We start from the raw sequence: 12,837 nt of genomic DNA on the forward strand, positions 1-12,837 counted from the left end.
TCTTTTATTTGTCCTTGTTCATTGAAAACAGCTACCGCAACGCCTAATAAATTGAGTGGTCTTGATCCGACAACTTCTCTAATTTCTTCGATATACCCCATTGTAGGTAACCTCATTAAGGAAAAATAAGAGCATATAAACTATTCGTTATTATATAAATATATTCCTCTTTATAAATGTAAGAGATGTCAAATATCTCATGTGTTTTATTTGGTAAAATATACATCAAAAAAGGTCAAACAAAAACTTTGACCTTTTTTGACCAAATGTTATAATAAAGGCAGAAAGAGATAATCTTTCATTCATAAATAATAAGGAGGAAAAAATATGCGTAATTTATTTCCAGAGATAACAAAACGTCAAAATGGTATTTTTGATTTTGGGCCTTCTTTATTAGAAGGGATGACAGATGCTTTCTTTAAGCCACTGAACATGGATACTTTTAAAGTAGATGTTCATGAGCAATCTGATAAATATACTGTGAAAGCAGATTTACCAGGTTTTCAAAAAGAAAACATTCAAGTTGATTTTGAACAAGATGTATTAACGATTCAAGCAACTAATCATAATGAAGTAGAAGAAAAAAATGAGAATGGCACATATATTCGTAAAGAACGTTCTATAGGTTCTGTAACTCGACGCTTTAGTTTTAAACAAGTTGAGGAAGGAAATGTTAGAGCAAATTATAAAGATGGCGTACTGACAATTGAATTGCCAAAATTGAAAGAAGAAAAAAGTAGTAAGACAACAATTAATATCGAATAAAAGAGCTGATAAATTCAGCTCTTTTTTTACGTAGTTAATGAATAAATGAGTTGAAATCGTAATGAGATGAATAAAGTTTTAACGTATAAAAAAATTTCACGATTTGCTCCCCCTTAGGTTATTAAAAAGGGTATATTTAAAGGGAAAGGAAAAAGAACAGCTAGACATACTGTTTAAAGTGAATTAGTAATAGAGTCAAAATACATAGTAAGGGTAGCGGCATTTTAGATTAGGATAATAGACTTTTCTGGAACAAACTTAGGCGATTATGAATTTTTTAATTAGTAAGGAAGTGGTTAAATGAGCTTATTAACGTATACGGAAGAATTTTTTAATTATGTAAGAGAGTTTTTACTTTTAAGATTTTTACTATTTGCTTTAGTTTTAATCATTATTTCTTTTGTAATAAACCGTATTATTGATTGGTTTTTTAGGAAATCAAGCTTTTTTGATGAAGAGGTAGAGCAGACGATTCAAAGTGTAATTCGATCTATTTTTAGATATATCATTATCATCAGTCTTATCATATATTTAATTAGCCAATTTGTAGATATAAAAAGTATTATTGCAGGTGCAGGGATAGCTGGAGTTGTCATCGGTTTTGCTGCACAACAGATGCTAAAAGATGTTATATTAGGCTTTGCAAGATTAGCGGACAAAGAGTTTCGGGTTGGTGATTTTGTAACTTTTAACGGAACAAATTCAGGAACTATTGAAGAGATTAGTATTCGTTTTATGCAAATTCGTGAATGGTCAGGAAAACTACTTACCATCCCGCACGGAGAGATTAGAACGATACAAAATTTTAATAAAGGATGGATGCGTGTAATTGAACGCATCACGGTAAGTTATCAGGAAGATCCAACAAGAGTGAAGGAATTGTTAGAAGAAGTATGTGTTATATGCAATGAAAAATTGAATCAAACTCTTTATAGAGTAGAGGATGAGGCTGTTGAACCATTTAAATACGTCGGTGTTACAGACTTAAATCCTAACTTGAAATATGTTGGCTATGAATTTTGTATTACAGGTTTAATAAAGCCAGAAGATTATTTTGAAACTTCTAGACAAGTAAGATTTGAATTAATGTCTATGTTCCATAAAAATCAAGTGCAAATGCCAGCAGCGAATATGGTTGTTACTACTGAAGGTTTACATGGTGGACAATCTTTATCGGACAGCTAAAGTAGAATCGTTTGTTAACAAAAATTCTGCTTCCAACATTGGATAGAATAACAATAATAAAATGATTGATATAAAGAAAGGGCTGAAGGAATTCGGTTCTTTTTTTATTTATAGAATTTAGAAATTTCTTAATGTTATAATTGTAGTTGGTGATGAGAATGAACTTTGAAGAAAAAGAGATGCGTCGTTTAGAAGCATTAAAAGAAATTGCTGAATTATTAAATGAAGCAACAAACTTACAGGATATGTTAGAAAAAGTGTTGCATACATTGTTACAAGTAATGAATTTACAAACAGGGTGGATATTCTTTATTGATGAAAGTGGAAAGCACAGTATGCTTGTAGACGAAAATTTACCAGAGGCTCTTACGTGGCAAAAGAAGAAGCCGATGTGTGAAGGAAACTGTTGGTGTGTAGAACGTTTTGTGAATGGGAGATTGGAAAAAGCGACTAATATTATTGAATGTAAGCGAATAGAAGATGCAATTGAATGTAATTGGGGAGAGACAGAAGATGTTACACATCATGCGACAATTCCGCTTAGGTCTGGATCAGAAAAATTTGGTCTACTAAATGTGGCTGCACCTCATAAGACTCATTTTTCTGAGGAAGAGTTAGCATTATTAGAATCAATTGCATTTCAAATTGGAACGACAATACAACGTATTCAATTAGTTGAGAAAGAACGTAAATATGTAGTGGTAGCGGAAAGAAATCGACTTGCACGTGATTTACATGATTCAGTAAAACAATTGTTATTTTCTATTATGCTAACAGCGAAAGGTACTCTGAATATGACGCAAGATAGAGAATTGCAAGAGATGTTAAGTTATATTGGGGAATTATCACAAGAAGCATTACAAGAGATGACGCTATTAATTTGGCAATTAAGACCTGAAGGATTGGAGAAAGGATTAGCAGAAGCAATTCAAAATTACGGGAAGTTATTAGGAGTTCAAGTGGAAGTTCGAATTGATGGGATGGTTTCAATTGGGGATGAAATAGAAGAAGTTTTATGGCGTATTAGCCAAGAGGCGCTACATAATTGTAAAAAGCATGCTTCGTGTGAAAAGGTACATATTCTTTTGAAAATAGAAAATAACCAGTTACATTTTTACATAGAAGACAATGGAATAGGATTTATACAAGAACAAGTAAGGGAATCAGCACTTGGCCTGAAAAGTATGAAGGAACGTATTCAGTTAATGAAGGGATCGTTTCAAATTATAACAGAGCTGAAAAAGGGTACAAAAATAGAAATTCAATTGCCGATTTGAAGGGGAGAATAAGGTTGAAGATTAAACTGCTACTAGTTGAGGATCATCATATCGTTCGAAGAGGACTTGTATTCTTTTTGAAAACGAGAGAAGAATTTGAAATTATTGGGGAAGCGGAAAATGGCGAAGAGGCATTACATTTCGTGCAAAAAGAAAGACCAGATGTCGTACTAATGGATGTATCGATGCCGAAAATGGATGGAATTGAGGCAACAAAACGTCTAAAGCAATATGATGAGACAATAAAGGTACTTATATTAAGTAGTTTTTCAGAGCAAGATTATGTTATACCAGCACTTGAAGCTGGAGCAGATGGTTATCAATTAAAAGAAGTACAACCTGAGCAACTTGTCGCTTCTATTATTGCAGTACATCAAGGAAATGCGAATTTTCACCCGAAAGTAACACCTGCATTAATGGGGCGTTCTGCAGTAAAGAAGGAAGTAGAAAATCCTTTTTCAATGTTAACGAAAAGAGAGCAAGAGGTACTTCGCGAAATTGCGAAAGGAAGAAGCAACAAGGAGATTGCAGCAGAACTTCATATTACAGAACAAACTGTGAAAACACACGTTTCAAACGTTTTAGCTAAATTGGAAGTGGATGATCGTACGCAAGCCGCATTATACGCAGTGAAACATGGAGAGAATTATTCATAAGCATGAATAATTCTGTTATATCGTATGACAGAATACATAGGAGCAATTAAAAATTATAGTAATCCCTAATATAGGTTTTTCTTCTTTCGATAATTAGGTACAATAAAGTGAAACTCTAATCAGTGGAGGACCATCCCCACTGATGATTAGTTTAACTAATCGGTTTTTACAGGATAAAGCTACGATGGAAGGGGAGGATATGTTATGCCTGGTACAAGAAGTGGGATTGGAAAGATTCAGGCTTCGTTAAATGGTTTATCACCGAAATTGCGAAGTATTGCCGAACATATTTTGAAACATCCACAAGATGTTGTACATAAATCTATTACAGAATTAGCTGAAGTTACGAATAGTTCCGAAGCTACGATATTCCGCTTATGTAAAAACCTTGGTTTGCAAGGTTTTCAAGATTTAAAGATTACATTAGCTCGTGAAATTGTACATACACCGATGCAAAATATCCATGAAGAGGTATCAGCAGAAGATAGTATGGTAACTGTTGCTAAAAAAGTTTTTCATTCGCATATTACAGGACTGCAAGATACTTTACATTTGCTTAATGAAACGGCACTTGAGCAGGCTGTACGAGCCTTACAAGAAGCAAGTCGAATTGAGTTTTATGGAAATGGTGGCTCTGGTATTATTGCAATGGATGCGTATCATAAGTTTATGAGAACGGGTATTTCTTGTATCGCTCATACTGATTCGCATTTTCAAATTATGGGGGCAGGTTTACTCTCGGAAAATTCAGTTGTTATTGGTATTTCTCATTCTGGTAGCAATAAAGGATTACTTGAAGCGTTAGAAGTAGCGAAAGCAAGAGGAGCCAAAATTATTGCGATTACGAGCTATAAGAAATCAGCATTAAGTCAACTTGCTGATATAACGTTATATACATCAACACGTGAGACTGAATTCCGCACAGAAGCAAGTTCATCACGATTAGCACAGTTAAGCTTATTAGATACTTTGTATGTAGGGTTGTCGTTGCAGCGACAAGAGAAAACTCTAAAAAATTTACAAAGTATACGTGAAACGATTTCGATGAAGCGAATATAAAAAAAGCTCTTCAAATGAAGAGCTTTCAGACTGTAGACAAACTATTTTTGGAGAGTTCAAATGCTAAAAATAGTTTGTTTCTTATTTTAGGGATAATTTATCCAATGGAATTTATATGTAGTGCTTTCTATACTATAATTTACTATAAGTGAGGAAGGTGTCTTATGAAAATATCTGTTTATGTTGCAAGTGCATTTAGCAAGGATCATAAAGGCGGAAATAAAGCAGGAGTGGTATTTATTGAGAATACATTGACCACTACTCAAAAAATGGAAATAGCCAAACAACTGGGCTATGCGGAAACCGCATTTATATCAGAATCTGAAATTGCTGATTATAAATTTGAGTATTTTACACCAAAAGAAGAAGTTGATTTATGTGGTCATGCCACAATTGGCTCTTTCGCGATACTGATGCATTTAAATAAACTTTTCAGGAATCGCTATACGATTGAAACGAACAGCGGTGTTCTTACTATTACTATAAAAGATGACATCATATTCATGGAACAAAATAAACCGATATTCTATGATGTTGTATCTCCAAACGAGTTCATCGACTGTTTTGATAGTAAAGATATAGAAAATAAATACCCAATTCAAATTGTCTCCACGGGCTTAAAAGATATTTTAATTCCTATAAAAAGCGAAACACAATTACATGCACTGCAACCTAATTTTGAAAAAATTAAAGAAATCAGCAAGTATTATAATGTTGTCGGGATGCATCTATATACTTTTAATGACAATCGAATTATATGCAGAAATTTTGCTCCGCTATACGACATCAATGAAGAAGCAGCGACTGGAACTTCGAACGGTGCATTAGCTTGCTACCTTTATGAACAGGACTACTTGAAAAAAGAAGTCTATGTATTTGAACAAGGTTATTCTTTACACTCGCCTTCTGAAATATTAGTTAAATTAGCAACCAATAGCAAAAATAAAATAGAAAAAGTTTATGTTGGTGGCAAAGGATATTACTGTGAAACTAAGTGTTTACATGTAGAAAATATTGAGTGAAGAGCTTTTTTATCGGTGAGAAGTTTGTTAATTTATTTTGTTTTAGAAATATGTGACTTACTTATAGTCAATGATAAACTCTCATTTTTAAAAATTTAAAATAAAGACCGATTTGTGTAATAATTCAAATATTGTTCATAATTTCACAAGTTGTTTATGAAGTATCATGTTATGATGAAGATGTAATGATGATTGAACACTTAAATTTGGTAGAATAACTAGCCAAAGTAGTGAAGAAAGTAGTTGTGAGATAAACTCATTAAAATGCTAAAACACTAAAGGGGAGATCACATATGAAAGCAGTAGTGGTTAATAAAAACAGCAAAGCAAACATCGAAGTGATTGACAAAGAATTACGTCCGTTACACTCAGGTGAAGCGTTAGTAGATGTAGAGTATTGTGGAGTTTGCCACACTGATTTACACGTTGCGAATCATGATTTTGGTAACACTGATGGCCGTATTCTTGGTCATGAGGGTGTAGGTATTGTTACGAAAATAGCTGATGATGTTACTTCACTAAAGATAGGTGACCGTGTAAGTATTGCATGGATGTTCCAATCTTGTGGACGTTGTGAATATTGCGTAACTGGTAGAGAAACATTTTGCCGTGAAGTTAAAAACGCTGGTTATTCAGTGGATGGTGGTATGGCTGAACAATGTATCGTTACAGCTGATTATGCGGTAAAAGTACCAGAAGGATTAGATCCTGCTCAAGCATCATCAATTACTTGTGCTGGTGTAACTACATATAAAGCTATTAAAGTATCAGATATTAAACCTAGTCAACCTATTGTAATCTATGGCTGCGGTGGATTAGGTAACTTAGCTATCCAATATGCTAAAAATGTATTTGGTGCAAAGGTAATCGCAGTAGATATTAATGACGACAAATTAGCCTTAGCGAAAGAAGTTGGTGCTGATATGACTATCAATCCAATTTCTCAAGGTCCTGCTGATAAAATTGTGCAAGAGGAGTTTGGTGGCGCTTATGCTGCGGTAGTAACAGCAGTCTCTAAAGTAGCCTTTAACTCAGCAGTTGATGCAGTACGTGCTTGCGGTAAAGTAGTTGCAGTAGGGCTACCAGTAGAAACAATGGACTTAAACATCCCACGACTTGTACTGGATGGAATTGAAGTAGTTGGTTCTCTAGTTGGTACTCGTAAAGATTTGGAAGAGGCGTTTATGTTCGGGGCAGAAGGAAAAGTAGTGCCAGTTGTTCAAACTTGTTCTCTAGATAAAGTACAAAATGTATTCGAAGAAATGGAACAAGGTAGAATTCAAGGGCGTATGGTAATTGATTTTAAAAAACATAATTGTGATTGCAAATAATTCACTTTAAATATAAAAAGCATGAGTCTAGCAAATACATGTAAAAAAGTTAGACAGCATAAGAAGATGATCCCTGTATTTAATAGGAATCATCTTCTTTATTTTCTATAATATCAATGCCAATTAATACTTGATTAATGAGAAATGATTAAAGGTTTACTTTATTTGCAAACGAAAAGGAATCTTTATGTTTAACGAATTTTTTATGATCTGGAACGTTTTGAATTGCTACAATTTGCGAATCTCTTGCTTTCAGTGCATCTTGAATCCCGATGGTCATAAGCTTAATAAATAGAATCGTAATAAAGAATGAAGCGAGAGTATAAAAAATAATCCACCATGAAAGATTCATTTCATTACGATTTAATCCAATAAGACCTGCCCAATCATTAGATAGAGAAACAGGTTTGAGCACTCCGTCATAGAGTTCACGCATTTGTATGCCGCCAATTACAATGTTAAGCAACGCTAAATGGATAACGAGTATGAGTGTTTGGACGATATGTTCCATAAATAATACAAATAAGCGGTCAAGTAATAAGACTCGTAAGTGTTTTTTTATAATATGAAAACGACTAGCCCCCAGTAATTGTGAACTTAAGATGTAATCTTGTTTCATAAATTCATCAACTTCTGAGGATATGTATAAAGAAAGTGTAGGCAGAGCGACGAAAATAAGTACGAGTACTTGATAAAACGTAAATGAAATATTTGGATCTACCCCATCAGCATTTGATGTGATTATAATATTAACGGGCGTGATGAGTATGAATGCGATAAATAGAGTTGGAATATAATAAAAAACTTCTGAGCATGACTGGAAAAATCTCTTGAGTTTTGGAGCAAATAAACTTAAGAGGATTCCTATACATGTTCCGCATAAAATTCGAAAGAAGCTAATTGCCATGGCCAATAAAATAGTGAATTTTGCTCCTTCTACAATTTGTAAGAAAACAGACTCTCCAAAACGATCAGATCCAAAAGGTGGAATTAACGATGGCGGAAAGGGGGCCTTTCCAAGTAATTCGTTATTGTCATTGTAAAGTAACTGAGGAGGTTTTGGGATGTTATCTTTAAAGAACCAACTATAAATAAAACTAGCTGAAATAAGTATGAATAGATAAGTAAAGCCGATTAAAAAGCGTTTTGATTTCCAAATAGATTTCATAATGATACTCCTTTCAATTGCTTTTTCCATCTATTCATCATGAATGAGACTATTTGGAAAATGGCGTAAAATGGTAAAACAATCATAACAAGTATGATAAATGCAGCTGGAGGTGAAACAAACGCCTTATTAAATAAAAATTGAATAATGCCTTCCATATTAAAAACAAATTCTAAAATGAATAAATTAGAAAGTAAGAAAACAAAAATCGTTTTTAAATGGTGGAAGAAGTGGATAGATATATTTTTGAATAAATGAATGCATAGTATATAACTTGATGAAAGGCCTTTTCCATATGCAACCTCTACGTAATGTTTTCCTTGCTCTTCTTTTATGTATAACACCATCATCCGAAACATTTGTAATGTAGGTAAGACAGCTAATGATAAAATAGGGAGTAAATAAGCTCGATTTTCATTAAAAGAAATAATAGTGACAGGAGATTCCCCAAATTTCTGAAGTACCCATATGAAAAATATTTGCAAACAAATCATCATCATCATATCAGGGACAGCTTCTAATATGAACACAATTCGGTTTATCCATTTTTTTATATAATCTTTTGCTAAAAAATAAAAAAATGCCATGCTAGATGATAAAAAGAGAGCAAGAAAAAAGGCTAAAAATAATATAGTAAATGAATATAGGTAAGGTTCTAAAACAGTTGGAAATAATGGTGTTTTTTTGAAATGGCCAAACTTCGGGTCTGATCCTATAATCACTAATGATTCAGGGGAAAAAACCTGTTTTAACATAGTAACGGTCTGATTAAAAAAATAAATTGGTTGAAAGGTAAATCCTTGTTGAGTGATAAATAAATAAGGTAAATTTAATAATAGTAAGAGTGATAAAAGAATTGATGAAAGCTTAATTGTGAATTGAGATATTTTATTTAACATTAAATCCCTCCGACATCTTTTTACAACATTATACAATAAATTTCGTGTTATTGTTTTTATTTTTCTGAAAAATAAAAATACTTTTCGGTTTTATAGTATGCAAGATATATTTACAAGGTAAAAAAGTGATAGTAGGGGGGCCACGCTCTATGTTTATCAAGATAAAAGACTAGTGAACCTAAAACAATAAATAAGAGCAAAATGCACAGAATTCTCATTCTGCGGTTAGTTACTTTTCTTGGCTTGATGGTGATGTTACGTGACCGCTAAAAATGAATATTGCTTTTCAACTCTTTCTTCAAGCAAATAAGTAGAACGTATGGAGGACTATGTATGTGTTGTTAATGAGAGGAAAGAGTGTATTGCGTAACGAATATAACGTAATTTTACCCCATGGAAAAGCTAAATGTAGTATATAAGTGAAATGGAATGAGGGGATTTATTTTTTGATATGAAAAAAATTTCTTTTTATAACTTGATAAATGAAAAAAATATTTTATATACTAATTCATGTAAACGGTTTACTAAATCGTATTTTGCTAGAAATGAAGGGAAGATTCGCATGGAAACAAGGGGGAGAGTAATCGGGATTGATATCGGTACCACAAGTACAAAAACGGTTGTGTTCACAGAAAAAGGAAAAGTCATTGCATCACATGCAATCGATTACCCAATTATTCAACCGAATGTAGGATGGGCTGAGCAAGATCCTGATGTAATATGTGCCGCTGTATACAAAAGTGTAAGCGTTGCCATTGAAAAAGGTAATGTATTACCAGAAGATATTTCTTCAATCGGTATTAGTACAGCTATGCACGCATTAATTGCAGTAGATGAAAATGGTGCGCCATTAACGCGTTCTATCATTTGGGCAGATAATCGAAGTACGAAGCAATCAGAAAAATTATTACAACAAATGAATGGGCATGAAATTTATAGACGTACAGGTACACCGATTCATCCGATGTCACCACTTTCTAAATTGTTATGGATGAAAGAAGAGGAACCAGAGTTATATACAAGTGCCTATAAATTCATTTCCATTAAAGAGTATGTGATTTACCAATTATTTTCACGCTACGTAGTTGATTATTCGATTGCTTCTGCTACGGGGTTATTTAATTTAGAAACATTAAACTGGGATAAAGATGTTTTAACTATGTTACATATGTCACCAGAAAAATTATCAACCCCTGTACCAACTACATATATTTTATCAGGTATGAAGCCAGAATTAGCACAGAAGATGGGGATAAGTGCAGAAACACCAATTGTCATCGGAGCAAGTGATGGGGTTCTTGCAAATGTAGGAGTTGGTGCGATATCACCGGGTGCGGCTGCAATTACGATTGGAACGAGTGGTGCGGTTCGAACAATCTCATCAAATATAAATACAGATGAGAAAGGGAGAACGTTTTGTTACGCATTAACAGATGAGCACTGGGTAATCGGTGGTCCAACGAATAACGGCGGAATATTACTGAGATGGTTACGTGATGAATTTGGTAGTCAAGAGCAAGAAGTAGCAAGAAAGCTCGGCATTGATCCTTATGATTTATTAATTAAATATGCAGAAAGCGTACCAGCTGGAGCGGATGGGCTATTGTTCTTACCTTTCTTATCTGGAGAACGCGCACCTTACTGGAATGCAAATGCTCGTGGTACATTCTTTGGAATCAATCTTCAACATAAGCGAGAACATTTTATACGTGCAGTGATGGAAGGTGTTTGTATGAGTGTATATTCAGTAGCACTCGCAATCAGGGATTGTACAGGGCCACTTACTGAAATACGAGTTTCAGGAGGGTTTGCAAAATCTGCATTTTGGAGACAAATGTTGTCCGATATGATGGGAAAAGAATTGCTTGTACCTGAAAGTCATGAAGCATCTGCGCTTGGGGCAGCGGCAGTTGCTTTGTATGCTGTAGGAAAAATTGATTCTCTTGAAGAGGTAAAGGATTGGATTGATATTGTCCATCATCATGTACCGAATAAAGAAAATACGGCTATATATTTAGAAATGTTTTATATGTATGAACGACTTTACAATCGCTTGAAGGAAGAATTTGATTGTATAGCTGCTTTCCAACGTAAAAAATAGGGGGATTGGGAGAAATGGTAGTTGGGATCGTACTAGCGGCAGTTGTCATACTACTTTTACTTATTACGGTAGTAAAATGGCATCCATTTGTCGCATTAATTTTAACAGCAATTGGTGTAGGATTAGCAATGGGAATGCCTTTAATTGGAACTTCACCAAAAGATCCAGGAATTATTGATTCTATTAAACTAGGACTTGGTAATACGTTAGGATTTTTAGCAATAGTTTTAGCACTAGGAACGATGCTTGGAAAAATGATGGCCGAATCTGGTGGTGCTGAACGTATCGCTAACACATTAATTAATCGTTTTGGGAAGAAACGAGTTCACTGGGCGATGATGTTCGTTGCATTTTTAGTAGGGATTCCGGTATTTTTCCAAGTTGGATTTGTACTATTAATTCCGTTAGTATTTACAATTGCATTAGAAACAGGGGTATCACTTATTACAATCGGTATCCCGCTAGTAGCAGGACTATCCGTTGTGCACGGACTAGTGCCGCCGCATCCAGCGGCAATGGCGGCAGTTGGTATTTTTAAAGCAGATGTAGGGAAGACAATTTTATATGCATTAATTGTCGGACTTCCAACTGCAATTATTTCAGGTCCACTTTACGGGAAATGGATTGGTGCTCGTATACATAAGGAAGTACCATTAGATATAGCGGAGCAATTTATTGAAAAAGATAATAAAAAAGAGCTTCCAAGCTTTGGGAATACATTGTTTACAATTTTACTTCCAGTATTTCTTATGCTTGGTGCATCAATAGCAGAAGTTGCATTAAATAAAACGAGTCAACTAGCACAAGTATTACACTTTATTGGAGATCCGATTGTGGCTTTATTAATTGCAACCATTTACTCTTTCTTTAGTCTTGGATATGCAAAAGGTTTCTCAAAAGATAAAGTGTTACAATTTACAAATGATTGCCTTGGACCTATTGCAAACATATTGTTAGTGATTGGTGCAGGCGGTGCATTTAATAAAGTATTATTAGATTCTGGAATTGGAACGACAATTGCAGATATGGCGAAAGAATCACATATTTCACCGATATTATTAGGGTGGGGAATTGCGGCACTTATTCGAATTGCAACTGGATCGGCAACTGTTTCTATGATGACAGCAGCTGGTATTGTTGCGCCGATTGCAGCAAGCACACCAGGTGTAAATGTTGAATTATTAGCACTTGCAACTGGTGCAGGGTCATTAATTTTATCACACGTGAATGATTCAGGATTTTGGATGATTAAAGAGTATTTCGGAATGACTGTGAAAGAAACATTATTAACATGGACTGCAATGGAGACTATATTATCTGTAGTAGCACTTGGGCTAATTTCGATATTAAATATATTTGTATAGAATAGGAGAT

General features: G+C 34.1%; 11 protein-coding genes and 1 pseudogene. 9 read left to right on the forward strand and 3 right to left on the reverse strand.

What is annotated here, in order from left to right:
- Positions 1–5: 5 nt before the first annotated feature.
- Positions 6–101: pseudogene (locus tag AC22L0_RS07210) on the reverse strand (DNA mismatch repair protein MutT); the annotation flags it as partial.
- Between the two features lie 226 nt (positions 102–327).
- On the opposite strand from AC22L0_RS07210, the gene AC22L0_RS07215 reads away from it, so the two are divergent.
- The 7 genes from AC22L0_RS07215 (at position 328) to adhP (ending at position 7,295) form a co-directional block, all read left to right on the forward strand.
- On the forward strand, positions 328–765 hold the full coding sequence (locus AC22L0_RS07215; protein WP_001245054.1) for an Hsp20/alpha crystallin family protein: 438 nt from the start codon (positions 328–330) through the stop codon (positions 763–765).
- A gap of 300 nt (positions 766–1,065) precedes the next feature.
- Positions 1,066–1,950, forward strand: a complete 885-nt coding sequence (locus AC22L0_RS07220) for a mechanosensitive ion channel family protein (RefSeq protein ID WP_087967883.1) — start codon at positions 1,066–1,068, stop codon at positions 1,948–1,950.
- A 158-nt stretch (positions 1,951–2,108) separates the two neighbouring features.
- The gene (gene casK, locus AC22L0_RS07225) at positions 2,109–3,227 is read left to right on the forward strand and encodes a two-component system sensor histidine kinase CasK (protein ID WP_001008465.1); all 1,119 of its coding nucleotides are present in this window, start codon (positions 2,109–2,111) and stop codon (positions 3,225–3,227) included.
- A 14-nt stretch (positions 3,228–3,241) separates the two neighbouring features.
- Positions 3,242–3,883 carry a two-component system response regulator CasR gene (casR, locus tag AC22L0_RS07230; RefSeq protein WP_000694629.1) on the forward strand — a complete coding sequence of 214 codons (642 nt, stop codon included), beginning with the start codon at positions 3,242–3,244 and terminating at the stop codon, positions 3,881–3,883.
- Positions 3,884–4,087: 204 nt separating this feature from the next.
- The gene (locus AC22L0_RS07235; protein ID WP_087967881.1) at positions 4,088–4,942 is read left to right on the forward strand and encodes a MurR/RpiR family transcriptional regulator; all 855 of its coding nucleotides are present in this window, start codon (positions 4,088–4,090) and stop codon (positions 4,940–4,942) included.
- A gap of 164 nt (positions 4,943–5,106) precedes the next feature.
- Positions 5,107–5,964 (forward strand): PhzF family phenazine biosynthesis protein, encoded by an 858-nt coding sequence (locus AC22L0_RS07240; RefSeq protein ID WP_000704316.1) that lies wholly within the window; start codon positions 5,107–5,109, stop codon positions 5,962–5,964.
- A gap of 293 nt (positions 5,965–6,257) precedes the next feature.
- Positions 6,258–7,295 (forward strand): alcohol dehydrogenase AdhP, encoded by a 1,038-nt coding sequence (gene adhP, locus AC22L0_RS07245; protein ID WP_000649109.1) that lies wholly within the window; start codon positions 6,258–6,260, stop codon positions 7,293–7,295.
- Between the two features lie 148 nt (positions 7,296–7,443).
- Here the strand turns inward: adhP and AC22L0_RS07250 are convergent, their stop codons facing one another.
- Complete coding sequence (locus tag AC22L0_RS07250; protein ID WP_000836565.1) at positions 7,444–8,463, reverse strand: ABC transporter permease; 1,020 nt, start codon at positions 8,461–8,463, stop codon at positions 7,444–7,446.
- Positions 8,460–9,362, reverse strand: coding sequence for an ABC transporter permease subunit (locus AC22L0_RS07255; protein WP_000932684.1), 903 nt, complete (start codon positions 9,360–9,362; stop codon positions 8,460–8,462). The genes AC22L0_RS07250 and AC22L0_RS07255 overlap by 4 nt, the downstream gene beginning before the upstream one ends.
- Positions 9,363–9,924: 562 nt before the next feature.
- On the opposite strand from AC22L0_RS07255, the gene gntK reads away from it, so the two are divergent.
- On the forward strand, positions 9,925–11,463 hold the full coding sequence (gene gntK / locus AC22L0_RS07260) for a gluconokinase (RefSeq protein ID WP_098878684.1): 1,539 nt from the start codon (positions 9,925–9,927) through the stop codon (positions 11,461–11,463).
- 14 nt (positions 11,464–11,477) lie between these two features.
- Positions 11,478–12,827, forward strand: a complete 1,350-nt coding sequence (locus tag AC22L0_RS07265; RefSeq protein WP_000260202.1) for a GntP family permease — start codon at positions 11,478–11,480, stop codon at positions 12,825–12,827.
- The last annotated feature ends 10 nt before the right edge of the window (positions 12,828–12,837 follow it).

This window comes from Bacillus sp. LQ01, assembly GCF_057624735.1.

Bases quoted from the DNA above. Each gene is read 5' to 3' on its own strand.
- AC22L0_RS07215 (WP_001245054.1), top strand. From the start codon at position 328: ATGCGTAATTTATTTCCAGAGATAACAAAACGTCAAAATGGTATTTTT.
- AC22L0_RS07220 (WP_087967883.1), top strand. From the start codon at position 1,066: ATGAGCTTATTAACGTATACGGAAGAATTTTTTAATTATGTAAGAGAG.
- casK (WP_001008465.1), top strand. From the start codon at position 2,109: ATGAACTTTGAAGAAAAAGAGATGCGTCGTTTAGAAGCATTAAAAGAA.
- AC22L0_RS07235 (WP_087967881.1), top strand. From the start codon at position 4,088: ATGCCTGGTACAAGAAGTGGGATTGGAAAGATTCAGGCTTCGTTAAAT.
- AC22L0_RS07240 (WP_000704316.1), top strand. From the start codon at position 5,107: ATGAAAATATCTGTTTATGTTGCAAGTGCATTTAGCAAGGATCATAAA.
- adhP (WP_000649109.1), top strand. From the start codon at position 6,258: ATGAAAGCAGTAGTGGTTAATAAAAACAGCAAAGCAAACATCGAAGTG.
- AC22L0_RS07250 (WP_000836565.1), bottom strand. From the start codon at position 8,463: ATGAAATCTATTTGGAAATCAAAACGCTTTTTAATCGGCTTTACTTAT.
- AC22L0_RS07255 (WP_000932684.1), bottom strand. From the start codon at position 9,362: ATGTTAAATAAAATATCTCAATTCACAATTAAGCTTTCATCAATTCTT.
- gntK (WP_098878684.1), top strand. From the start codon at position 9,925: ATGGAAACAAGGGGGAGAGTAATCGGGATTGATATCGGTACCACAAGT.
- AC22L0_RS07265 (WP_000260202.1), top strand. From the start codon at position 11,478: ATGGTAGTTGGGATCGTACTAGCGGCAGTTGTCATACTACTTTTACTT.